This window comes from Aeromonas sp. FDAARGOS 1419 (assembly GCF_019047045.1).
Taxonomy (GTDB): domain Bacteria; phylum Pseudomonadota; class Gammaproteobacteria; order Enterobacterales; family Aeromonadaceae; genus Aeromonas; species Aeromonas veronii.
This window is the reverse complement of record NZ_CP077209.1, coordinates 1,952,901-1,976,875: the sequence shown is the minus strand read 5'-3', so window position 1 is coordinate 1,976,875 and position 23,975 is coordinate 1,952,901. Positions and strand designations below refer to the sequence as shown.

20 protein-coding genes are annotated in these 23,975 nt (G+C 60.6%); 12 read left to right on the top strand and 8 right to left on the bottom strand.

Annotated elements, in window-relative coordinates; all coding sequences use genetic code 11:
• Positions 1-156: 156 nt before the first annotated feature.
• The 5 genes from bioB to htpX all read left to right on the top strand — a co-directional run bounded on the left by bioB (position 157) and on the right by htpX (position 4,969).
• Positions 157-1,245, top strand: a complete 1,089-nt coding sequence (gene bioB / locus I6L49_RS08765; protein WP_216951274.1) for a biotin synthase BioB — start codon at positions 157-159, stop codon at positions 1,243-1,245.
• Positions 1,242-2,438 carry an 8-amino-7-oxononanoate synthase gene (gene bioF / locus I6L49_RS08760; RefSeq protein ID WP_216951272.1) on the top strand — a complete coding sequence of 399 codons (1,197 nt, stop codon included), beginning with the start codon at positions 1,242-1,244 and terminating at the stop codon, positions 2,436-2,438. Before bioB ends, bioF begins: the two co-directional genes overlap by 4 nt.
• Complete coding sequence (gene bioC, locus I6L49_RS08755) at positions 2,431-3,246, top strand: malonyl-ACP O-methyltransferase BioC (RefSeq protein ID WP_139740718.1); 816 nt, start codon at positions 2,431-2,433, stop codon at positions 3,244-3,246. Before bioF ends, bioC begins: the two co-directional genes overlap by 8 nt.
• 59 nt (positions 3,247-3,305) lie before the next feature.
• Positions 3,306-3,983, top strand: a complete 678-nt coding sequence (bioD, locus tag I6L49_RS08750) for a dethiobiotin synthase (RefSeq protein ID WP_005337893.1) — start codon at positions 3,306-3,308, stop codon at positions 3,981-3,983.
• Between the two features lie 113 nt (positions 3,984-4,096).
• A complete protein-coding gene (gene htpX, locus I6L49_RS08745) occupies positions 4,097-4,969 on the top strand; it encodes a protease HtpX (RefSeq protein WP_005337890.1) in 873 nt (290 codons plus the stop codon).
• A gap of 77 nt (positions 4,970-5,046) precedes the next feature.
• On the opposite strand, the gene I6L49_RS08740 is transcribed toward htpX, so the two are convergent.
• Both I6L49_RS08740 and I6L49_RS08735 read right to left on the bottom strand, forming a co-directional pair.
• Positions 5,047-6,759: a methyl-accepting chemotaxis protein gene (locus I6L49_RS08740; protein ID WP_021231121.1), complete on the bottom strand. Its 1,713-nt coding sequence runs from the start codon at positions 6,757-6,759 to the stop codon at positions 5,047-5,049.
• Positions 6,760-6,981: 222 nt separating this feature from the next.
• Positions 6,982-8,832 carry an MOSC N-terminal beta barrel domain-containing protein gene (locus I6L49_RS08735; protein ID WP_216951270.1) on the bottom strand — a complete coding sequence of 617 codons (1,851 nt, stop codon included), beginning with the start codon at positions 8,830-8,832 and terminating at the stop codon, positions 6,982-6,984.
• 77 nt (positions 8,833-8,909) lie between these two features.
• Here I6L49_RS08735 and I6L49_RS08730 point away from each other — a divergent pair, with 77 nt between their 5' ends.
• From I6L49_RS08730 to yciA, 6 genes are all read left to right on the top strand, one after another.
• Positions 8,910-9,662, top strand: a complete 753-nt coding sequence (locus I6L49_RS08730) for an ABC transporter substrate-binding protein (protein WP_005337880.1) — start codon at positions 8,910-8,912, stop codon at positions 9,660-9,662.
• A 176-nt stretch (positions 9,663-9,838) separates the two neighbouring features.
• On the top strand, positions 9,839-11,485 hold the full coding sequence (locus I6L49_RS08725) for an NAD(P)-binding protein (RefSeq protein ID WP_216951268.1): 1,647 nt from the start codon (positions 9,839-9,841) through the stop codon (positions 11,483-11,485).
• Positions 11,482-15,057 carry a pyruvate:ferredoxin (flavodoxin) oxidoreductase gene (gene nifJ / locus I6L49_RS08720; RefSeq protein ID WP_216951266.1) on the top strand — a complete coding sequence of 1,192 codons (3,576 nt, stop codon included), beginning with the start codon at positions 11,482-11,484 and terminating at the stop codon, positions 15,055-15,057. The genes I6L49_RS08725 and nifJ overlap by 4 nt, the downstream gene beginning before the upstream one ends.
• Positions 15,058-15,298: 241 nt before the next feature.
• Positions 15,299-15,949: a hypothetical protein gene (locus I6L49_RS08715; protein WP_216951264.1), complete on the top strand. Its 651-nt coding sequence runs from the start codon at positions 15,299-15,301 to the stop codon at positions 15,947-15,949.
• Between the two features lie 224 nt (positions 15,950-16,173).
• Positions 16,174-16,992 carry an NAD-dependent epimerase/dehydratase family protein gene (locus I6L49_RS08710; protein WP_216951262.1) on the top strand — a complete coding sequence of 273 codons (819 nt, stop codon included), beginning with the start codon at positions 16,174-16,176 and terminating at the stop codon, positions 16,990-16,992.
• 59 nt (positions 16,993-17,051) lie between these two features.
• Positions 17,052-17,456, top strand: a complete 405-nt coding sequence (gene yciA, locus I6L49_RS08705) for an acyl-CoA thioester hydrolase YciA (RefSeq protein WP_005337875.1) — start codon at positions 17,052-17,054, stop codon at positions 17,454-17,456.
• On the opposite strand, the gene I6L49_RS08700 is transcribed toward yciA, so the two are convergent.
• Positions 17,457-17,681, bottom strand: a complete 225-nt coding sequence (locus I6L49_RS08700) for a hypothetical protein (protein WP_005344394.1) — start codon at positions 17,679-17,681, stop codon at positions 17,457-17,459.
• A 107-nt stretch (positions 17,682-17,788) separates the two neighbouring features.
• On the opposite strand from I6L49_RS08700, the gene I6L49_RS08695 reads away from it, so the two are divergent.
• Positions 17,789-18,634, top strand: coding sequence for an endonuclease/exonuclease/phosphatase family protein (locus I6L49_RS08695; protein ID WP_005337873.1), 846 nt, complete (start codon positions 17,789-17,791; stop codon positions 18,632-18,634).
• Between the two features lie 104 nt (positions 18,635-18,738).
• On the opposite strand, the gene I6L49_RS08690 is transcribed toward I6L49_RS08695, so the two are convergent.
• From I6L49_RS08690 to I6L49_RS08670, 5 genes are all read right to left on the bottom strand, one after another.
• Positions 18,739-19,002, bottom strand: a complete 264-nt coding sequence (locus I6L49_RS08690) for a GrxA family glutaredoxin (RefSeq protein ID WP_005359380.1) — start codon at positions 19,000-19,002, stop codon at positions 18,739-18,741.
• 127 nt (positions 19,003-19,129) lie between these two features.
• Positions 19,130-20,569, bottom strand: coding sequence for a D-alanyl-D-alanine carboxypeptidase/D-alanyl-D-alanine-endopeptidase (gene dacB / locus I6L49_RS08685; RefSeq protein WP_005350510.1), 1,440 nt, complete (start codon positions 20,567-20,569; stop codon positions 19,130-19,132).
• A 112-nt stretch (positions 20,570-20,681) separates the two neighbouring features.
• Complete coding sequence (locus tag I6L49_RS08680; RefSeq protein WP_216951260.1) at positions 20,682-22,442, bottom strand: DEAD/DEAH box helicase; 1,761 nt, start codon at positions 22,440-22,442, stop codon at positions 20,682-20,684.
• Between the two features lie 115 nt (positions 22,443-22,557).
• Positions 22,558-23,595, bottom strand: a complete 1,038-nt coding sequence (locus I6L49_RS08675; protein ID WP_064336863.1) for an HlyD family secretion protein — start codon at positions 23,593-23,595, stop codon at positions 22,558-22,560.
• Positions 23,596-23,598: 3 nt separating this feature from the next.
• Entirely contained in the window at positions 23,599-23,937 is a 339-nt protein-coding gene (locus tag I6L49_RS08670) for a DUF3302 domain-containing protein (protein WP_005337862.1), read from the bottom strand.
• Between the last annotated feature and the right edge of the window lie 38 nt (positions 23,938-23,975).

Below are 23,975 nucleotides of genomic sequence, written 5' to 3'. Positions count from 1 at the left end.
CTCTACACTAGCCAACAATTTCAGCCACTTGGCACTGCGTTCAGCCACTTGGCACTGCGCATCACCCTGAGCGCGCGGGCCTGGCGACGGGTTTTGTGGCCGTCCATCCCAAGATGGCGGGCGCAGGATCCCACTAATAACAACCGGAAGCTATGTATGAATGCTCTCACCGCGGGCGGTCACGCCCTTCGTCATGACTGGACCCTCGCCGAGGTTCAGGCCCTGTTTGCCCTGCCGTTCAACGATCTGCTGTTTCAGGCCCAGACCGTCCACCGCGCCCACTTTGACCCGAATGAAGTGCAGGTGAGTACTTTGCTCTCCATCAAGACCGGTGCCTGCCCGGAAGATTGCAAATACTGCCCCCAGAGCGCCCGTTATCACACCGGGCTTGAGGTCGAGCGGCTGATGGAGGTGGAGAAGGTGCTGGAGCGGGCCCGCGAAGCCAAGGCCAACGGCTCGTCACGCTTTTGCATGGGGGCCGCCTGGCGCAACCCCAAAGAAAAAGACATGCCCTACATCATCCGGATGATCGAGGAGGTGCGCGGGCTCGGTATGGAGACCTGCATGACGCTGGGGATGCTCACCGCCGATCAGGCGGCCCGTCTTGGTGCTGCTGGGCTCGATTACTACAACCACAACCTCGACACCTCGCCGGAGTTCTACGGCGAGATCATCTCCACCCGCACCTATCAGGACCGGCTCGATACCCTGGAGCATGTGCGCGGTGCGGGCATGAAGGTCTGCTCCGGCGGTATCGTCGGCATGGGCGAGCAGGCGAAAGATCGGGCGGGCCTCTTGATGGCGCTGGCCAACCTGCCGCGCCACCCCGAAAGTGTGCCCATCAATATGCTGGTCAAGGTGAAGGGGACGCCGCTGGAGGATCAGGAGAACCTCGATCCGTTCGAATTTATCCGCACCATCGCCGTGGCGCGGATCATGATGCCCGCCTCCCATGTGCGGCTCTCAGCCGGGCGGGAGAAGATGAACGAGCAGATGCAGGCGATGTGCTTTATGGCCGGGGCCAACTCCATCTTCTATGGCTGCAAACTGCTGACCACTCCTAACCCGGACGAGAACAGCGACATGCAGCTGTTCAAACGACTCGGTATTCGTCCCGCCCAGCGCGCCCAGAAACCGGATCAGGTTCAAGAAGAGGAGCTGCTGGCCGAGGTGAGCCGCCAGAGCGAGCCCACCGAGATGTTTTATGACGCCACCCGCCCCCGTGCAGGGGCTGCGCGGTCATGAACGGCCCTGCAGTAACGGGCCCTTTTGTGTTGGGCACAGCGCTGGCCGAGCGCGAGCAGGTGGGTCTGCTGCGCAACCGCATCGCGACCGACGGGGCGAGTGGCGGGCGGCTCAGGGTTGCGGGGCGCGACTACCTCAATTTTTCCGCCAACGACTATCTGGGACTGGCAGAACACGGCGCCATCAAGGCCGCCTTCAACGCGGGGATTGAACGCTATGGCGCGGGCTCCGGCGCCTCACCGCTGGTGACCGGGTACAGCCGTGCCCACCAACAGCTTGAGGAGACCCTGGCCGAGTGGCTCGGGGTGGAGGCGGTGCTGCTGTTCAACTGCGGTTTTTCGGCCAATCAGGCGGTGCTCAAAGCGCTGCTCGGCAAGGAACATCTGCTGTGGCAGGACAAACTCAACCACGCCTCTTTGCAGGAGATGGGCAGCCAGCTCCCTTGCAAGATGAAACGTTTTGCCCACAACGATATGGCGGCCCTTGAACGGCAGCTTGAGCCAAATCGCGGGCTGATTGTCTCGGAAGGGGTGTTCAGCATGGACGGGGATCAGGCCCCCTGGGGTGAACTCGCGGCATTGGCAGCCCGGAGCGGCAACTGGCTGATGATCGACGATGCCCATGGTCTTGGTGTGCTGGGCCCTGAGGGGCGCGGCACTCTGGCGGCGCAGGGGGTTCCTCCTGCCAGCGTACACATCCAGATGGGCACTTTTGGCAAGGCGCTCGGGGTTGCCGGTGCCTTTGTCGGCGGCAGCCGCGAGCTGGTGGAGTATCTGGTCAACTTCGCTCGCCACTATGTCTACAGCACCCATATGCCCGCCGCGCAGGCTTGCACGGTCAGCAAGAGTATCGAACTGGTACGCGCCGCCGAGGATGCCCGCGCCCATCTTGGCCAGCTGATCGCTCGCTTCCGGCAAGGGGCAAAGGATCAGGGTTGGCAGCTTGGCGCGAGCGATACCCCGATCCAGCCGCTGCTGGTGGGGGAGAGCAGTGTTGCCCTGCAACTGGCTGAACGGCTGCGGGAGCGCGGCGTCTGGGTGAGCGCCATCCGCCCGCCCACTGTGCCAGTCGGTACGGCCCGGCTGCGCATTACCCTGAGCGCGGCTCACCGCGAGCAGGATGTGGATCGCTTGCTCGATGCCTTGGGGGTCTGCCCTGCAGTTACAACGCTTGGGGAGGCTCACCATGACTGAGCGTTTTCAAACGGTCGACAAGGCGCAGCTTGCTCGCCGTTTCGGCGCCGCCGCTCGTCATTACGATGCCCACGCCCGTTTTCAGCAGGAGGTGGGGCAGGCGCTGCTGGAATGGATGCCGAGCAGGCCGGTTGGCACTGATCTGACGGTGAGCGGGCTGGATTTGGGCTGCGGTACCGGCTTTTTCTTGCCCCAACTGGCGAACCGTTGTCATCAGCTGGTGGGACTGGATCTTGCCCCCGGCATGCTGGCGCAGGCCGCCTTGCGTGACAGCGGTGCTCGCCTGCTCTGCGGCGATGCGGAGCAGCTTCCTTTCGCCGATAACACGTTCGACTGGGTTTTCTCCAGTCTGGCGTTGCAGTGGTGCGAGCGTCCGGCCCAGGCTTTCGGCGAGCTGCTGCGGGTAGTCAAACCGGGCGGCCAGATCTTTTTCTCGACCCTGCTCGATGAGTCGCTCTGGCAGTTGCGAACCGCCTGGCAGCAGCTTGATGGTCGCGCCCATGTCAATCGCTTCCTCAGCCTGCCACAATTGGAGCAGGCGCTGGCGAGCGCCGGGGTAGTTGCTCCCGAGCTGCGTTGTATCACCTGGGATCTCGCCTATCTTGAATTGCCGCAGCTGTTGCGCGATCTCAAGGGGATTGGGGCCAATCAGGTCAACGACAATCAGGGGAGTGCCGCCCCGGCCGGTCTGAGTGGTCGCGCCAGATTGCAGCAGCTGGCTCAGGCGTATGAGGCGTTTCGCCAGCCCGATGGCAGGCTGGTCGCCAGTTATCGGGTGTGCCTCGGCCGTCTCAGCAAGCCTCGCTGAGCGCCGGGAATCGCATTGTGTGCAGGGTAGTCAACGGGCCCTGCCAAGGAGAGAACCGTATGAAATCATTCTTTATCACCGGCACCGATACCGATGTGGGCAAGACGCTGGTGGCGCGTACCCTGCTGCGTGAATTCAGCGCACAGGGAATCAAGTGTGCGGGTTACAAGCCGGTCTCGGCCGGATGTGCCCGCACTCCGGACGGGCTGCGCAACCTCGATGCAGTTCTGTTGCAGGAGGCAGCGAGTCTGCCGCTGCCCTATGAGGTGGTCAATCCGTTCGCCTATGAGCCGCCGATTGCGCCCCACATTGCCGCCAGCGAGGCGCGCCAGCCTATCACCATGCAGGGGTTGAGCGAGGGGCTACGCAAGATTGAACAGGCCGGGGCCGAGCTGGCGGTAGTGGAAGGGGCGGGGGGTTGGTATCTGCCGCTCGATCGCAAGCATCTGCTGTCGGACTGGGTGAAACAGGAGAACATGGCGGTGATCATGGTAGTAGGGGCCAAGCTGGGTTGCCTCAACCATGCGCTGCTCACCTTTGCCGCCATTCGCAATGATCAGCTGCCAGTGGCGGGGTGGGTAATTAATCGGCTCCATGGTTCCATGAGCCATTATCAGGAAAATCTGGACACCCTGAGGGGCTTGCTGCCAGCCCCCTTCCTCGGCGAAATTCCGTTTATAAACAATCCGCTTGAAGCCGATTTGCAGGGGCGTCTTGATATCTCGCCGCTACTTTGACGGCATATTCAGCGAACATTCATCGAATCTCCCTAGAATGTCGACATTAACATGATCAGGTGGGGATCCCGAGTGATCCCCGGTCATGTCCCTTATCTTCACAAGGAGTCTATATGAAGCGAATTATGCTATTCCTGGTGACCAACCTGGCCGTCATGCTGGTGCTGGGGGTGGTACTCAATATCCTGTTCTCGGTTCTGGGGATCAACAAGTCCAGCATTTCCGGGCTGTTGGTGTTCTGTGCCGTGTTCGGTTTTGGGGGTTCCTTTATCTCCTTGCTGATGTCCAAGTGGATGGCCAAGCGCAGCTATGGCGTCCAGGTCATCGAGCAACCCCGTAACGAGACCGAGCACTGGCTGGTGAGCACTGTGGCCCGTCAGGCCCGCGAAGCGGGTATCAAGATGCCGGAAGTGGGGATCTACGACTCTCCCGAGATGAACGCCTTTGCGACCGGCGCTCGCCGCGATGATTCGCTGGTGGCGGTCTCCTCCGGCCTGCTCTACAGCATGAGCCGTGACGAGGCGGAAGCGGTACTGGCCCACGAGGTGAGCCACGTGGCCAATGGCGACATGGTGACCCTGACCCTGATCCAGGGTGTAGTGAACACCTTCGTGATGTTCTTCGCCCGTATCGTGGCTGGCGTGATCAGCAACTTCTTCAGCTCCAACAACGAGGAAGAGAGCAGCAGTACCGGCGGTTTTGCCTACATGATCACCGTGTTCGTGCTGGAGATGCTGTTCGGCATTCTGGCCTCCATCATCGTCATGTGGTTCAGCCGTCAGCGTGAGTTCCGTGCCGATGCCGGTGCCGCCAAGTTGGCTGGTCGCGACAAGATGATTGCCGCCCTTGAGCGCCTCTCCCGCGGTGCCGAGCCGCAGCTGGAAGGCTCCATGATGGCCTTTGGCATCAACGGCAAGCGCTCCATGAGCGAGCTGTTCATGAGCCACCCGCCCATCGAGCAGCGTATCGCCGCCCTGCGTGGTTGATCGATACTGAATGACGGGGGAGCACCCCGAATAAAAAACGGCTGCCTTCGGGCAGCCGTTTTGCTTTTCAGCGTTCTTTAAAGCTTGAAGTGTCCCATCTCCTGGCGCAGTACCCGTGACAGCTGCTTGAGCTTGGCCGCCTCTTGCGACACGTGGCGGGCGGCATCCCCTGACTGTTCGGAGAGAGAGGTGATGTTGCCGACGGTAGAGACCACCTCGTTGGCTGCGGTGGACTGCTCGCGCAGGGTGTGGCTGATCTCCCCCATCAGGCCGGTGAGGTTGGAGGCGTGGCTCTGGATGCTGGCGATCGCCTCGCCGGTCTGATTGGCCAGCGTGACCCCACGGGAGACGTTGTTGACCGTGTTCTCCATGCTGCGAATGGAGGCATCCGCCCCGCTCTGGATCTTGCTGATCATCCCGGTGATCTGCTGGGTTGAGGCCGCCGAGCGACTGGCCAGATTGCGCACCTCGTCGGCCACCACCGCAAAGCCGCGACCCTGTTCACCGGCCCGCGCCGCCTCGATGGCCGCGTTGAGGGCCAGCAGGTTGGTCTGATCGGCGATGCCGCGGATCACCCCGATGATCTCCGAAATCTGCTGGGTATGGCCGTTGAGCTCGGAGATGGTGCTGGCCGCATCCCCCACTGTGGTGGAGATATTCTCGATGCTGCCGAGCGTCTCTTTAATGACCCCTGACCCCTCCTCCAGGGTATTGGCTGAGACCTTGCTCAGCTCGTCGGCATGAGTGGCGTTGTCGGAGAGGTGACTGATGCTCACCACCAGCTCCTCGATGGCGGCGGCCATGGTCTGGGTGCTGGTTTGCTGATCGGTGGCAAACTGGGCTGTCTGCTCGGCGATCTGGGCGATGCTGTCAGCAGAGTGGGACAGCTCCTCGGTGGAGTGGGAGACCTTGGCGATGATCCCCTTGAGGGTGGTCTGCATACCGCCGAGCAGGCCGATCAGGCTCTCTTTCGATCCTGGCGGCACCTTGATGGGGCGCGAGAAGTCCCCTTCCGCCATCATATGGAGATCGGTCTTGAGCTGTTCGACCGAGGTGCCCACCAGATCGAGCAGGGAGCGATAGGTGCGCCAGAGGAAGAACATCAACACCAGACCGAGGGCGATAAAGAGATAGCGCAGCATATCGGTATTGGCGATGGCGCTCTCGACTGCCTCGTGGTTGCGCTGCTCCATCATCACGTAGAAGTCATCGATGGGGGACATGATGCGCCCCTTGTTCTGGTGATAGGCCTTGTCATGCATCATGGCGATGGCTTTTTGCTGGTTGGCAACCGGGTCGCCATCGCTCTGCTGCACCAGTTTGAAGGCGGCGACCTCGGTGTTGACCAGGGCATCCGAGTTGTTTTTGGCCTCGTTCAGTTTGGCGAGTTCGCCGTCGGTGAAACCGGCATCCTTCATCAGGTCGATCAGGCCACGGCGAACATTGCTGTCGGGGCGGGGATTCTGGCCGTTGGCGGCGACAAAGTCCCAGTAGATACGGTTGTAGCCATCCGGCCTCGGCTGCTCGCCGTTGCGAATGGCCAGGATCCGCATGTACTGCTGCTCGTAGGCTGGATCCTTGGTGATGACGTAGGTGCGCCCGAGTCGGGTCAGATCATCGGAGGATTGGCGCAGTTCGTCGGCCAGCAGGTAGGAGACATATTGTTGTCGATAACTCTCTTCCAGTTGTTTACCCGCCCAGCTGTAGGCGAAAAACACCAGTGACAGCAGGATCAGGGTGATGACGGATAGCAGCAGGTTGAGCTGAAAGGCGGGCTTGTTCTGTTCCATGGTATGGGCGTCCTTTCCCTATGGCTGAGTGTCGTATGGAGCATCGCCAAGTCAATGGCTGGCAAGGCTTTTTGCTCTGAGAGTATAGGAAGGGAAACTCACTGATGAAGGCCGTGGGGACAAATTAAGGGAGGAACAGGTGAACAAGTGTGGATAAAGATGACCGGGGTCAATTCCCCGGTCATCTGGGTTGGCGTGAGTTAATGCGGCCCGATCACCCGATCATAGGATTTCAAGGTCGGTGAGCGGCACGGCGCAGCAGGCAAGGATCTTGCCCTCTGCCCGCTCGGCGGCGGTGATGGCGGGGACATCCGGGTGATCCACCTCGCCCGAGATCAGCGTCTGTTTGCAACTGCCGCAGATGCCGGCGCGGCAGCTCCAGGGCAGCTCTACACCTTGCTTGTTGGCCTGATCCAGCACTGTGCCCTGATTGTTGCCGGTAAAGGCTTGGGCGCCGATACGCAGTTGCACCGCCTGATGGGGGCGGGCCACCGAGAGAATGGCACCGCCAAAACTCTCCTGTCTGATCCGTGTGGCCGGTACGCCGAGGGCCGCAACTTTGGCGGCAGCATCGGCCATAAAGCCGTGGGGGCCGCAGATAAAGACCTCTTTTTCGGCCAGCCCTTTAATCAGTTGCAGATGCTCATCATTGAGTCGCCCTTGCAGCCCCTGCCAGTGATTGTCCGGCTGGCTCAGGATAATGGTGAGGGTCATCCCCTGCTGCGCCATGGCGTGCAGTTCGCTGGCGGCGGGAATGTCCGCTTCACTGCGGCACAGGTGCATAAAGTGAACCTCTTCCAGCTCCTCGCGTAGCGCCAGGGTGCGGGCTATCGCCAGCATGGGGGTGACGCCGGAGCCTGCGGAGAGCAACAGGAGGTTGCGCTCGGACCCTAAGTGAAACTCGCCAGCGGGGTTGGCGGCCAGCAGCCGGTCGCCCACCTGCAGTTGCTGGTGCAGCCAGTGGGAGATGCGGCCGCCCTCCACCTTCTTGACGCTGATGCTGTAACGCTCCGGATGATCTGGCGTGGAACTCAGGGTATAGCGCCGCTGGATCCGTTCATTTTTGATATCGAGGCTGATGGGCAGATGCTGGCCCGGCAGGTAGTCGAGCAGAGGCTCGCCATCGGCTGCTTCGAACCAGAAGGTCTCCAGATCCCGCGCCAGCGGTTCACGGGCCACGCAGACCAGCTCCCGCTTCTTCGGTGCGGCGGCGGGATAGACCACCGGACGGGTGCGCTCCAGTACCTCGATCTCGCTGCCTGCCTCAATACATCCCTCGTTCAGCGCCACCAGATTCTGGCCGAAGTAGACCTCGCCATCCTCGCCACGGCGGTAGCGGGTGAGGGTGGCCAGCGGCTCTTTCAGGGCGTTGAAGCGATCGGTGCCCGCTTCCACCGTGGTCATGATGCAGCGGCTGCAGGGCTTGACCACTTTAAATTCCACTTCGCCGATGCGGATACGCACCCAACTGTCCTCCTCGAAGGGCTGGGTATTGCTTGCTACCAGATTGGTGCGGAATTGGCTCATCTGGTGCAGCGCATCGGAGCGCAGATTGAGATCCTCAAGGGAGGCCTGGCTTATCAGCAGCAGCGGATAACCGTCGGCAAAGCTGACCCGGGTGCCGGTCTTCTCGCGAAAACGATCCGAGGTTTCACCCAGCCAGAGCAGCTGCACTAGTTCCCCTGCCACCCGGCTCAGCCACCCATCGGCTTTGGGGTCGGTGTGCAGGGCGGTAAAGCGGTCGCTCCAGACTCCGGTAGCTTGCGGGGCGCGGCTGAAGTCGACCTCTTGCAGGGTGAGCGGTTCAAAGCCCGGATAGCGCAGTTGCAAGCCCCCTTCGATGGGGGTGGCCACGACCTGTTGCAGCTGGGGATGGGTACGGGCGGTGATAAAGGTGCCGTCCGGTTTGACCACCATGTAGCGGCGATCCCCTGCCAGTCCCTCTTCGGTCACCCGGGCGCGAGCCAGCGGCATACCTGCAGTCGATTTGATGGGGTAGAGGTGAATGCTGTCTAGCCTGGGCATCTTCATATCCTTGTGACGCGGCGCGATCGCCTGGAAAAAGGGGAACATAACGGTTCCCCGGCGATCCGGCAATCCTTTCAAGGGGGCGGTCTATAGTTGGGAAAACAGAACAAGAGGGCATCGGGATGAAAATAAGCTGGTTGCTGGCGGGGAGCCTTTTTTGCCACGGGCTCTGGGCGCAGGAGCTGACCCTGACCACGGGAGAGTATCCCCCTTACTGCTCCGAGACGCTGAAATATCAGGGGCTGATCCCTCATGTGGTGAGTGAGGCATTCAAGAGTGAAGGGGTGAGCGTCAAGTTCCAGTTTCTGCCCTGGAAGCGGGCCTTTCGCTTGTCGGAGGAGGGGGTGGTGGATGGCACAGTCCACTGGTATGAGTCGAGCGAGCGGCGCAAAACCCATCTCTACAGCGATCCCATCCTGAGCGAGACCTACGTCTGGTTCTATCTCAAGTCCGATCCGCTGGAATGGCGTGGCTATCAGGATCTGGCGGATCGCAAGTTGGCTGCGGTCAGTGGCTATACCTACAATGCAGATTTTTTTGCAGCCATCGCGCAGGTGCCGCTGCAGGTGCAGTTCGTCACCCGGCTGCGCCAGAGCTTTGATCTGCTGCTCTCCGGCCGCGCCGACCTGACCCTGGAGAACATAGATGTCGGCTACTACTCCCTGCGTCAGTTCTACCCGGCCAGCACGGTCGATCTCTTTGCAACCCATTCAAAACCCGTGATGAAAGTTGAAGGCCACCTGCTGATCAGCCGCAAGCGTGCCAACGCTGACGAGCTGATCAAAACCTTCAATCGGGGGCTCGCCAAACTGAAAGCCAGCGGTCAGCTGGAGAAGATGTTACTTGAGTCACGTTCTGGTCTCTATGAACCATAAAGTGCAACATTTTTTGATCCTGATTCGCTAATCAGTACAAAAAAGCGGCCATTATCGACTCAGTTCCCAGTTTCTAACGCTTTCGCTTCTTCCCCATCCGGCCACCGTCCGCTTCGGCTACACGGTATCAAGCGCCATCGGGTGGGGCCTGTCACACAAAAAGAAGAAAGCAATGTATGAGCAAACAACTGGACATGACCCCATTGCCGGATCTCTCCCTGAAAACGGGAACAGGCCCGGTGCGTACTCGGCTACCCGTCTGGCGGCCAGCCCTGCCACCCTGCAATCACGCCTGCCCGGCCGGAGAAAATATCCAGGCCTGGCTCTCTTTGGCGCAGGCCGGTCGCTTTGAAGCGGCCTGGCAGACCCTGATCGAAGAGAACCCCTTGCCCGCCATTCATGGCCGGGTCTGCTATCACCCCTGCGAGAGCGCCTGCAACCGCGGGCAGGTGGATGAATCCGTCTCTATCCATGCCATCGAACGCTTCCTCGGCGACGAAGCGCTGGCCTGCGGTTGGCAGCCAGCGCCACCTGCCCCTGCCAGCGGCAAGAAGGTGCTGGTGATCGGCGCCGGCCCCTCAGGTCTCTCCTGCGCCTGGCACCTCAACCGGCTTGGCCATCAGGTGGAGATCCGCGAAGCGGGGCCGCTTGCTGGCGGCATGCTGCGTTTTGGCATTCCCGCCTACCGCCTGCCCCGTGATGTGCTGGATCGGGAGGTGGCCCGCATCGTGGCGGCCGGGGTGACCCTCACTCTTAACCACAAGGTGGAGGATGTGCTGCGCGAGCGCGATGAGGGGGGCTTTGATGCCGTCTTTATGGCCATCGGCGCCCATCTGGCCAAGCGGGTCGATATTCCGGCTCGGGAAGCGGGCAAGATCCTCGATGCGGTGAGTTTCCTCGAGCAGGCCAGTCTTGCCGAAGAGCAGGGCTTGCCGCCACCCAAACTGGGACGGCGGGTAGCGATTTATGGGGGTGGCAATACCGCCATGGATGCGGCCCGTACCGCCCGCCGTTTGGGCGTTGAAGAGGCTATGATCATCTACCGCCGAGACCGGGACCATATGCCTGCCCACGCCTTTGAAGCCGACGAGGCCGAGGAGGAGGGTATCAAGATCAACTGGCTGCGCAGCATCCGCCAGCTCGACAACACCAATATCGAGGTGGAGGTGATGGCGCTGGATGCCGAGGGCAAACCGGTGCCCACCGGCAAGTTTGAAACCCTCGAAGCGGACTCCCTTATTCTGGCGCTGGGCCAAGAGGTGGACTTGAGTGTGCTGGAGAGCATCCCAGGCGTGCGGGTCAACAAGGAGGGAGTGGTACAGGTTGGCGAGAACCTGATGACGGATGTGCCGGGTCTCTTTGCAGGCGGTGACATGGTGCCCTCCGAGCGCACCGTCACCATCGCCACCGGTCACGGCAAGAAGGCGGCACGCCATATGGATGCCTGGCTGCGTGGTCGCCACTATCACAAACCGCTCTCCTATCCGCTGGTGGGGCCGGAGCAGTTGCAGCTCTGGTTCCAGACCCATGCGCCGGCCAGCAGTCAGCCGGTCAAACCGCCCTCGGCGCGGGACGACTTTGGTGAGATCATCGGCGGGCTGGATGAGGTGGCCGCCCGTTACGAGGCTGCGCGCTGCTACTCCTGCGGCAACTGCTTCGAGTGTGACGGCTGCTACGGCAGCTGCCCCGAGCAGGCCATCGCCAAGTTGGGGCCGGGCAAAGGCTATCAGGTGGATGCCGAGCGCTGCACCGGCTGCGGTGCCTGTCATGACCAGTGCCCTTGTCACGCCATCGAGCTGCGCCAACCGGAGGAGTCCCAATGAAACATGAACTGATCATGGTTGACGGCAACGAAGCCGCGGCCCGGGTGGCGTACCAGCTGAGCGAAGTGTGTGCCATCTACCCCATCACCCCGAGCTCGACCATGGCCGAACTGGCCGATGCCTGGGCGGCAGAGGGGCAGACCAACCTGTGGGGCAACATCCCCACCGTGGTAGAGATGCAGAGTGAAGGGGGGGCGGCCGGCACGGTACACGGCGCCCTGCAGGCGGGGGCGCTCGCCACCACCTTCACCGCCAGTCAGGGGCTAATGCTGATGCTGCCCAACATGTACAAGATCGCCGGTGAACTGACTTCGGCGGTGTTCCATGTGGCGGCCCGCTCGCTGGCGGCGCAGGGGCTGTCGATTTTTGGCGACCATCAGGATGTGATGGCGGCGCGCAGCACCGGCTTTGCCATGCTCGCTTCCGGCTCGGTACAGGAGGCGCAGGACCTGGCCTTGGTTGCCCATAGCGTCACCCTGCAGTGCCGGGTGCCCTTTATCCACTTCTTCGACGGCTTTCGCACCTCCCACGAGGTGAACAAGATCACCGCCCTGCATCGGGATGAAATTCGCGCCCTTATCGACAACGACTGGGTACGCGCCCACCGTGCGCGGGCGCTTAACCCGGATCATCCGGTGATGCGCGGCACGGCCCAGAACCCGGATACCTACTTCCAGTCCCGCGAGAGCGTCAACCCCTTCTACGAAGCGGTACCGGCGCGGGTGCAACAGTGCATGGACAACCTCGGTGAGCTGACCGGCCGCCACTACAAGCTGGTGGAGTACCACGGCGCGCCCGATGCCACCGACGTCATCGTGCTGATGGGTTCGGGGGCGGCCACCGCCCGCACTACCGTGGATTGGCTCAATCGGCAGGATCGCAAGACCGGGGTGCTGATCATTCGCCTCTATCGCCCCTTCCCGGTACAGGCGTTGCTCGATGCGCTACCGCAGAGCGTGCGGCGCATGGCGGTGCTGGATCGCACCAAGGAGCCGGGCGCCGGTGGCGAGCCGCTGCTGCTGGATGTGCAGAGCGCGCTGATCGATGGCTTGCAGCGCGGCTTTATCAAGCGGCTGCCCTGGCTCAGTGGCGGCCGCTATGGCCTCTCGTCCAAGGAATTCACCCCCGCCATGTGCGCGGCTGTGTTCGAGGAGCTGGCATCCGATGCGCCTCGCCCCCGCTTTACGGTGGGGATCGTCGATGACGTGTCGGGCCTCAGTCTGGCCTGGCACCCCATCGGCGATCTGGAGCCCGCCAGTCGGGTACGGGCGCTCTTCTTCGGCCTCGGCGCTGATGGCACAGTCGGTGCCAACAAGAACAGCATCAAGATCATCGGCGAGCTGGAGGGCTTCCACGCCCAGGGCTACTTCGTCTACGACTCCAAGAAGTCGGGCTCGCGCACCGTCTCCCACCTGCGCTTTGGCCCCGAGCCCATCGATGCCCCCTGGCTTATCGAGCAGGCGAGCTTTATCGGCTGCCACCAGTGGGGCTTTGTCGAGTCGGTCGATCTGCTGGAGCACGCCGCCGAAGGGGCGACCCTGCTGCTTAATGCCCCCTATGAGGCGGACAAGGTGTGGGGTCAGCTGCCCGAGCGGCTGCGCGCCCGCATTCGCGCCCTCGATATCCGCCTCTACTGCATCGACGGCGATCGGGTGGCCGAGCGCAACGGTATGGGCAATCGCATCAACACCATTATGCAGACCTGCTTCTTCGCGCTGGCTGGCATCTTGCCGCGGGACGAGGCGATTGCGCTTATCAAGGAGAGCATCGAGAAGAGCTATGCCCGCAAGGGGCCCGAAGTGGTTGAGCGCAACTTCACGGCGGTGGACGATACCCTGGCACACCTCCATCAGGTGGCCATCCCGGCCGGTGAGGAGCAGATCAGCGACTATCCGCTGCCGCTGGCACCGGGCGGCAGCGAGTTTGTCCAGCGGGTCACAGGCCCGATGCTGGCGGGGCGCGGCGATCTGATCCCCGTCTCCATGCTGCCGGTGGATGGCACTTACCCCACCGCCACCAGCCGCTTCGAGAAGCGGGATATCGCTCGCGAGATCCCGATCTGGCATTCGGATATCTGCATCCAGTGCGGCAACTGCGTTTTTGTCTGCCCCCACGCGGCGCTGCGGGCCAAGTTCTACCATCAGGACTGGCTGGCAACCGCCCCCGAGGCGGCCCAGTCAGTGCCCGTTACCGCCAGGGGTTTCCCCGACAGCCGCTACACATTGCAGCTCTATCCGGAGGATTGCACCGGCTGCGGCCAGTGCGTGCAGGCCTGTCCGGTGCGGGCCGGAGCGGATGAGCGCCATGAAGGCGAGCGCGCCATCGCCATGATGGACAAGGCGCCCCATCTGGCTGGCCAGAAACAGGCGCTGCGCTGGTTCGAGAGCCTGCCCTGGCCTGCCCGCGAGCGGGTGGACTTCTCCACCGTGCGCGGTGCCCAGTTCCTCGAACCTCTGTTCGAGTTCTCCGGTGCCTGCGCCGGCTGTGGCGAGACCCCGTACCTCAAGCTGCTGACCCAGCTGTTTGGTGACCGCATGCTGGTGGCCAACGCCACCGGTTGCTCCTCCATCTACGGCGGCAACCTGCCGACCACCCCCTGGGCCAGGAACGGCGAAGGGAAGGGGCCGGCCTGGTCCAACTCACTGTTCGAGGACAACGCCGAGTTTGGCTTTGGCTTCCGCCTCACCGCCGATCAGCATCACGGTCAGGCGGTGGCGGCCCTCGAAGCGATGAAGGGGGAGCTGGGCGCCGAGCTGGTCGATACCCTGATTAGCGCCCCGCAGCGGCTGGAGTCGGAGATCCGCGCCCAGCGCACCCGGGTGGCGCAAGTGCGCGAGCGGCTGGAAGAGGTGAAATCTGGCAAGGCCCGCGAGCTGCTGTCACTCATCGATCAGCTGGTGCGCCGCTCGGTCTGGATCATTGGCGGCGATGGCTGGGCCTATGACATCGGCTCATCGGGGCTCGATCATGTGCTCGCCTCCGGGCGTGATGTGAACGTGCTGGTGATGGATACCGAGGTCTACTCCAACACCGGCGGCCAGATGTCGAAATCGACGCCGCTCGGTGCCGTCGCCAAGTTCGCGGCGGGAGGCAAGACGCTGGCCAAAAAGGATGTGGCGTTGCAGGCCATCTCCTACGGCAACGTCTATGTTGCCCGCATCGCCTTTGGTGCCAACCCGCAGCAGGCGCTGCAGGCCTTGCGTGAGGCGGAGGCCTATCCGGGCCCGTCGCTTATCATCGCCTACAGCCACTGTATCGCCCACGGTATCGATATGGAGTTTGGCCTGACCCAGCAAAAACGGGCCGTGGCCTCCGGTCACTGGCCGCTGATGCGCTACAACCCGGTACTGCGCAGTGCGGGGCAGAACCCCTTCAGCCTCGACAGCCTGCGCCCCTCCATCCCCCTTGCTGAATATCGGCAGGATGAGACCCGTTATAGGGTGCTGGCCCAGAGCCATCCGGAGGAGGCCGAACGGCTGATGCAGGTGGCGCAAAAAGTGGCGTGGCAGAAGTGGGCCACCTACGAGGAGATGGCTACCCGCGAGGCCAGCCATTTCCATCCGCCGGTGTGATGGTGAAGTGAGTGAAATATAACCAAGCGGGCCAATGGCCCGCTTTTTATACCGGGCGACAATTGGATGTCACTACTCACTATCTGATAGCAACTACAGGCGTAGCCGTGGTGATATCATGAAAACCAAAGTGATGTGTTGATATGTTAGGATAAGCTGGACAGGATATATGACATATTATGTGATATATGAACAGTTTTCGTATATTGAATAGTCCGCTTTGCTTTATTTTGGAGGCAGTTTGAAATTTTTAAGTTACACGATGGTGTTTTTATTAGGAGTAATCATAGATGCTCCTGATTATCAATTTTTAATAAAGGAAGTAAAATGGACTGATGTTATTACTACGTTCACCACCGTTGTGGCGACAATTATCGTATATAGGACTTATTCAAGATGGCTAGACTCAAAGAAAAGAGAAGATGCCTATCAGACGTCAAAGGATTATATATCCTGTTTGGTGGACATATCAGAGTCGCTTTATGAACTAATGTCCCCTTTTGAACAATGTGTCCCACAAGCTGGCTGCATACCAATTAATCGTGAGCAGAGTGATTCATTGCTAGCTGGTAGTAACGAAGCTCGTCATAAACTGATGGCAAAGGCTAATAAGTTGGCAAGGACAAAATCAGAGTTGAGCTTTTGGGGGGTAAGCCTAGTTCCGGAATTCGAAAAAAACCATGAGAGCATATTGAAAGAAGTATCTAATGCTTTTGTTGTCGCGGGGGCACTTCAAAGCCAAGTATATTGGTATTACAACGTTGATAAGAGTAAGCAAGCTAGTATGTTTGACGAGTTCTCCAAGTTAAAAGTCAGAGTGTTAAATACTCAAAAGTTTTTAGATTTGAGATATAGACGAAAATACGCAGGCTTTTTTGTTCACCCAAAATAGAACGGGCTATGTAGAAATAATGTTTTTTGGGTGAAAAATATATTGGGTGGTCGGTATTAGAAAAATGTGTAGATAAGAAGGAACGTTAGACAAGGAATGCCTCCAAAGCACGACACAATATACCGCCACTTTGGCATAATCCTCCCATCTACAGCATCAGGCTTCCTTTTCCTACCAAGGCAGGTAAGCTGCGGGGCAAATAGCGTCAAGCAGGAGAAGGGACCATGACAGAACAACATATCGCCGGGACGATCGGCATTCTGGGGGCGGGGTGGCTGGGGCTGCCGCTGGCGCGGGCCCTGTTGGCGGCAGGCAAGCCGGTGGCGGTGACGGTCAGCAGCGCCGAGAAGGCGGCCCGTCTGCAGGGGGAGGGGATCGATGCCCATCCGCTGACGATTTCTGCCCATATGTCGGATGCGTGGCCCATCCCCTGCGAATCGCTGGTTATCTGCGTACCGCCCAGCAAGACCGATGATTATTCGCAGGCGGTGGCAAAGGCCTGCGCGTTGGCCAAAGCGCACGGCACCCGGCGGGTGCTGTTTGTCAGTGCCACCTCGGTATGGGGCGCAGGGCAGCAGGAGGGGGAAGAACCCAAACCGCGTCATGCCCGTGGCGAGCGGATGCTGGCGGCGGAGCAGGCGGTACTGGCGGCCGGTTTCGAGGCAGTGATGATAGTGCGCCCCTCCGGCCTTTATGGCCCGGATCGCCATCCCGGCCGTTTCCTTGCGGGCAAGACTCTGGATGGCGGCGCCCAGTCGGTCAATCTGGTCCATCTGGACGATGTGGTGGCGGCTTGCATGTTGCTGCTGGAGCGGGGCAAGGATGGGGATGTCTTCAATCTGAGCGCGCCTGTGCATCCGCGCCGCGAGCAGTTCTACCCCTTTGCGGCGCGCCAGCAGGGGTTGCCTGTGCCGGTCTTTATCGAGCCTGCCGGTGAATTTCAGCCCATCGACGGCCAGCTGATTTGCCAGCAGATGGGATTCAACTATCGCTGGCCCGATCCGGCCCACTGGTTTGCCGTGCTCGCCGCCTCGGGCAATTGAGGTTTGCCAAGGGGGTGATCGCCCCCTATCATGCCGCCATCCATGAGAGAGAGGCGGTAATGATGGTAGATACAAAACGTCACCCCGATGGGGAGTTGTTGCTGAGAACCCTGGCAATGCCAGCCGATACCAACCCCAATGGCGACATCTTTGGTGGCTGGATCATGTCCCAGATGGATATAGGTGGGGGCATTATGGCCAAGGAGCTGGCAAAAGGACGTATTTGTACCGTATCCGTCGAAGGCATGACCTTTCACAGTCCGGTCAAGGTGGGCGATGTGGTCTGCTGCTACGGCCGCTGCATGAAGATCGGCCGCAGCTCCATGAAGCTCAAGCTGGAGGTGTGGGTCAAGCCGGTACTGCGGGAAAACGATGCCCAGCGTTACTGCGTGACCGAGGGGATCTTCACCTATGTCGCCATCGACGAGCAGGGCAAATCCCGCCCGGTTCCGGTGAGTGCCTGATTAAATCAGCCGGGCATTGATGATGGATATTTCCTGCTCAAGCCCGGTTTTTTGCCGTATCATGCGTTCCAGCATCTCTTCCGAGCCCACATATTGCAGGGTGTCGAACAGGCAGAGATCGCATTGAGGGTCCCGTCTTATCTGGTAGACGGTGGACAGCTCCACTTGATGACAATTTCCTTGTTGATCATAAAACGTCACGTTGTACCGAAGTTCTTTCGCCATGAGACAAGGTCCTTCTGGTTGGGTGGAACAGGGACTATCAGCTTAGTCGGCGTGGATGACGTTTGTGATGGTCGCAACAAAAAGCAAAGGCGGGCGGTTGTTAGCCAATGAAAAATAGTTATCGCATTCTTGGCACCTCCCTGCTGACCCTGGGGTTGGTAGGCTGTTTTGAGGTGCCGGATCAGAACCATCTGGTCACAGCTCAAGGGATTGTGCCGGGACTCGACTGCCAGCGTCCGCCGCTGGTGGCGTTGGCGACCACGGCGCTGCCCCGTGAATTCGGGGTGACGGTGTGGAATCTCTACAAGGGCCAGCGCAAAAACTGGCGTGAAGGGATGGACAGTTATGCCAAGGGGCAGGATCTGGTGCTGCTGCAAGAGTCGGCCACCCGTCCCGATATGCTCGACTGGCTGCGCGCCGGTGATTTCCAGTGGCAACAGCTGCAAGCCTTCACCCAGGGCGGCGTGTCGTTCGGGGTAATGACGGTGGCCAAGACCCCGCAGGCGTTCGTCTGTGGTGTGCGCTCCCCCGAGCCTTTGCTGCGCATCCCCAAATCCGGGCTGGTGAGCCTCTATCCGCTGCAGGGCGATCCTGACGGCGTGATGGTCATCAATATCCATGCGGTCAACTTCGAACTGGGGATGGCCACCTTCCGCGAGCAGCTCAACGATTTGACTGCCTTGGTGCGCCGCCATCAGGGGCCGGTGATCCTGGCCGGTGATTTCAATACCTGGAGCGACAAGCGCCAGTTCTGGCTGAATAAACTGGTGGACGAGCTGGGGCTGCAAGAGGCCGTGCCGGTGCCTGACCTGCGCCGCACCGCCTTCGGTCGTCCGCTGGATCACCTCTACTACCGCAATCTGGACCTGGTTGAGGTGAGTTCACCGGCGACCGACAGTTCGGATCACAACCCCATCATTGCGCGCTTTGCCGCCCAGTCTGTGACCCCCTGATCGGGAATGATGTGTGCGTGTTGCCCATAAAAAATCCGGCGCCTGATGGCGCCGGATTTTTTATACGCTCTAGCGGTCAACCCGCTCGGGATGACCCGCAGGCATTACTGGTAGAGACCCAGATTCTCTTTGGCGTAGGCTTCGAAATCGGTGCAGCCACCGATGTGCTGCTCGTCCAGGAAGATCTGCGGCACGGTATTGACCGGCTTGCCGGCGCTCTTGGCCAGATCTTCTTTGGTGATGCCTTCTGCATGGATATCCACGTAGCGGAATTTGAAGTCATCGCGCTGTTCGGTCAGCTGCTCGGCGATCTGTACGGCACGGACACAGTAGGGGCAACCCGGGCGACCAAAAATCACTGCAAACATATTTTCTCTCCGTTTTTTAAGCCGTTTATGTATGGCCGTTAATATGAGGCAGGCAACAGCATAGCCCTGCCTCGTGGCGACTTGAAGCCGAAATTATCGATACCCTGATTCGAGCGGGCCTATTGGCTCAGCTCTCATCGGCGATCTGGATAGGTTGCTGCTGATAGATGCTCTCCAGCACCCCCTTCTCGAATACAGTCCAGGGCCACGGTGCCTTGCTGGCACGGTAGCGCTCATGGGTGGCCGGATCTTGGGACAGGCCACGCTGGAACATCACGAATGCCTTGCGCTGGCCGCCTGCCGTGTCGATAAAGCCCACCAGATTGGAGGTGCCGGTGATGGTTCCCGTCTTGGCGTGGACCTTGTTCTTCATCATGGGGGCGGTGACGCTGCGGCGCCACGCCAGGGTGCCATCCACCTGAGAGCTTGGCAGCAGCTTGATCAGGCCAAGTTCGGCATCATTTTTCTGGATGAAGTTCAGCACCGACATCATCTGACGGGCGCTGATGAGATTGTGAGCGGAGAGACCGGAGCCGTCTGCCAGAGTGGCGTTGCCCAGATCGATGCCGTTCTTGGTCAGGATGGCGCGCACCGCCATGGTGCCGCTGCGATAGCTGCCCGGCTTGTTGTAGTAGTGACGGCCCACGGTTTTGAGGAAGGTATCGGCATAGAGGTTGTCCGATTTCTTCAGCATCTTGGCGAGCATCACCGGCAGGGAGACCGAGTAGTGGGTGCCGAGGGTCTCTGCCCCTTCAGGGGCCTTGTGGGTGACCCGCAGCAGGCCATCATGCTTGATACCGGCACGGTTCATCGCCCAGCGGATGTTGTCCCAGCCCCAGGCTTCCACGTCGTGAATGGCGAAACGCAGACCCTGCGGCTCCTTGTTCGGGGTGATGCAGCCCTTGAGCTCGTAGAAGTTGCCCTTGGCCATGTCCACTTCCAGTGCGCAGAACTGGCGCGCCATGTCGCCATAGCTCATCACCTCCACGTTGTCGGCACCGATGCCGATGGGGACGCCGGTGGCCACGTTGCCGACCGCCGGTTTGCCAATCTGGGTGGCAGTGATGGTGCCGTAGGCGCAGTTCTTGTCGATGATGACCGAGGAGACGGGAGCGGCGAAGCAGAGGGTCTGATCCCCCCACGACCAGCCGTTGCCGCGCTCGTAGCCGTTGTAGGCGCCGGTGTTGACGTAGACATTCCCCTTGATGCTGGTGACGCCGAGCTGTTTGAACAGAGCCAGCAGATCCATGCGGGAGAGGGTGGGGTCGCCGACGAAGTTGATCCAGATATCGCCGTTGATGGTGTCACCCTGTTTGGCTCCGGGTTGGGCCTGAATGTCGGTGGCGAAGCGGAAATCGGCACCCAGCTCGAGGCGGGCCGCCAGTGCGGTGAGCACCTTCATGGTGGAGGCGGGGGCGATCATCTGATCCGCGTGGCGGGCGAACTCGACGCCGTTATTGCCCTGCACCATGATGGCGTACTGGCCACCCTGAGGGGGCGTCAGCGGGGCGGCATGAGCCGCCAGAGAAGAAAAGAGAGCACAAAAACCAATCAACAGCCGCTGCATAACATCCTCTAACGTGACGAAGGGCCCGGCAGTGGTGCCGACCCTGATAATTCAACCAGCCGATGCGGGATCGACGGGATAACGCAATTCATGCCATGTATGCCGGTCGCCATCATGCCAGCGAGTTGGCGGTACGATAGCGACCCTCATAATCAAAAATTTTCTCTTTTATCTGCCAGAAGCGACCCGATTTGCGGGCGATGACAAAATCCGGATGACGGAACTGGCTTTCTGCCGCCAGCACGCTCGCCAGGGTGGCAAATTCGGGCTCCAGCCCCGGGGCGGGCCAATGATGACGCACAAAGTGCTGTTGAAACAAGCGCCGTGCGCCCGGGGAGTGAAATCCGAAGTATTCACTGAGGGTCAGCCCATCCTCATCGTGGTAGGTCACCTCCAGCCGCTCCCCCTGTTTGCCGCGCCCTGCGGTGAGGGTTAGCCCCGCACAGCGGATCACCATGCAATCCTTGAGATTGAGCGCCTCTTTGAGCTTGTCGTCAGGGTCCACCAGCAGCTGATCGCAGCTCTGGCAGCGGCGGGCGGCGATGTCATTCTCCGCACCGCAGCCGGGGCAGATCTTGGCGCGAAAGCGGTAGTCGCACTCCTCGCGGTTGCCCTCGTCATCTTCAAACAGCCCCTGACAGCGGCGGCCGTAGTGCTCGATCACCTTGCCATCCTCGTCGGTCTTGCCCCAAAAGGTGTTGGCAAAACCGCAGGCGGGGCAGGGCACCTGTACCGGCTCGGTACCGGCGTGGGGGCGGGGCTCCCCCACTTCGGGGGCGAACAGGTTGAAGTTGTTGCCCGCATAGTCGAGCACCAAACAATCGCTCTTGCCCGGCGAGAGACGCAGGCCCCGCCCGACGATCTGCTGATAGAGGGAGACCGACTCGGTAGGTCTGAGCATCACGATAAGATCGACATGGGGGGCGTCGAAGCCGGTGGTGAGCACCGCCACGTTGACCAGAAACTTGAGCTCGCGCGCCTTGAAGGCGCTGATAAGGGCATCGCGCTCCGGCCCCGGCGTTTCGCCGGTGATAAGGGCTGCCTGCTGGCCTCTGGCGTCAAGCAGACCGTGAATTTCGCGGGCATGTTCGACGGTGGCGGCGAAGATCATCACCCCCTGCCGGTCGGCGGCATACTCCAGCACCTGACTCAGGATATGGGGGGTGACCCGCTGCTGGCGCTTGAGCTCTCCGTTGAGATCTGCCTCGCTGAAGAGGCCGTTCTCCCTCGCCACCAGCTTGCTGAAGTCGTAGTGGACTATGGGGGCATCCACCATGCGCGGCGGCGTCAGGTAGCCGTTTTTGACCATAAAACGCAAGGGCAGCTCGAACACGCAGTCGCCAAACAGCCGTTCGCCGTGGCTCTTGACCATGCCGTGATAGTGGCGCCGGTAGATCCAGCCCAGCCCGAGCCGATAGGGAGTGGCGGTGAGACCGAGGATCTTGAGGGCCGGATTGGCGGCCTTGAGGTGGTCGATCACCTGATGGTACTGGCTGTCATCATCGAGCGAGACCCGATGGCACTCGTCGATGATGAGCAGCGAGAAGGCGCTGTCGAAGGCATCCAGATTGCGGGCGACCGACTGCACCGAGCCGAACACCACCTGGGCGCTCGCCTCCTTGCGATCCAGACCGGCAGCGAAGATATCGGCCTTGAGCCCCCACGCCTCGTACTTGGCATGGTTCTGCTCCACCAGCTCCTTGACGTGGGCCAGCACCAGCACCCGGCCGCGCGCTTTGCGGGCCAGCTCGGCGATCACCAGACTCTTGCCGGCACCGGTGGGCAGCACTACCACGGCGGGATCCGGGTGTTTGCGAAAGTGGCTGATCACGGCGTTGACGGCGTCGGTCTGATAGGGTCTGAGAACGAACATGCAGGCTTGGGTGTGTCGATGTGGGGTGGTGCAGGATGGCGCCATTATAGGGTGCTTGCCGTCACAAAAACAGCGGGCCGGCATGATGCCGGCCCGCAGGGGGCTTGGGTGCTGATCAATGGAACGGGAAGATGTAGTTCATCCAGCTTGCCATGCGCAGCAGTACTTTGCGCATCACAGATACATGGTGGAAGTAGTGGGTATAGATGGCAGCCTGCCCGCTGGAGCCTGCAATTACCTGATACTTGGCCCACTCGGGGTCGGTGATGGAGATAACCACCGGCAGACGACCCGGGCGCACCGCAGTGGTTTGATCCAGCAGACCGGCGTTGGCCTGCACGTTACCGGCGGCAATGGCCGGAACCACGGCGGTTACCTTGCCTTTGAAGATCTTGCCGGGTACGCCATCGATCACCACTTCGGCTTCATCGCCCACCGCCAGTCGCTGCATGCTGTTCTGCCAGAACCAGCCGACGTAGGCGGTGTCATCCTTGTGGATGAAGGTCATCACCGGACGATACATGAAGGGGGTGGCGATCATGCCGGGGCGCAGGGCCAGCTGTACCACATGACCATCGCTCGGGGCATAGACAACGGTTTGGGACTGCTGGTACTTGGCTTCCATCAGCTGGGCTTGCAGATCGTTCAGGGTGGCTTTCTGCTGGTCAATCTGGGCCACGATGTCATCCACGTTGGCCTGGGTGACGTCGAGGTCGCGCTGTTTGCCTACGCCACGACGCATCAGGTCGCTGGCGCGATCCCGATCCAGTCTGGCGGAGCGCAGTCTCGCCTCGATGGACTTGAGGTGCTCGCGGTTGGATTCGACCCGTGCGGTGAGGCTATCCACTTTCAGGCGGAACGGCTCATCATCAAGGCGAAACAGCACATCCCCTTTCTTCACCGGCTGATTGGCCTGCACAGGAACCTCAACGACCCGGCCCTTGACCAGCGGCACTATGGGGGTAGAGACGTAGTAGTTGCGCGCCATCTCGGAGTAGGGGTGGTTGTAGTTCATCAGCATGATCAGGGTGCCGATGAGCAGCACGCCGCCCAGTGCTGCGGTGGGGACGGTCCACTTGTTGAGCGGGATGCGGAAGATTTTGAATATGGCGACACACAGCGCCGTGTAGGTCAGGATCAGTAGCAGGTCCATGGTTTATCCCTGTTGCTCACTCTGTTCGATAGTGTTGATACGGCTCTTCAGATCCGCCAACTCCTGCTTGAGGGCCGCCAGCTCCTCTTCATCTTTTTGCAGCCGCTGGCTAAAGCCCCAGCCGCGATCGGGGCGATAGATGGTTGCCCAGATCCAGAGGAAGGGCCACAGCACATGCAGGGTAAACAGGCTGACCCAACCTGCCACGTGAATGGCATCCTGATGAGGGTGATTCCGATGTTTGGCAATCTCGTAAGGAATATCGTGGATAACGATGACTCCATAAAAAATGACCAGCCCGACAAAGACGAGCAGACCAAGTGCAAAATAATCAAGGGCCATTTATAACCTCCACTGGCATGACGCACAGCTTAATCATT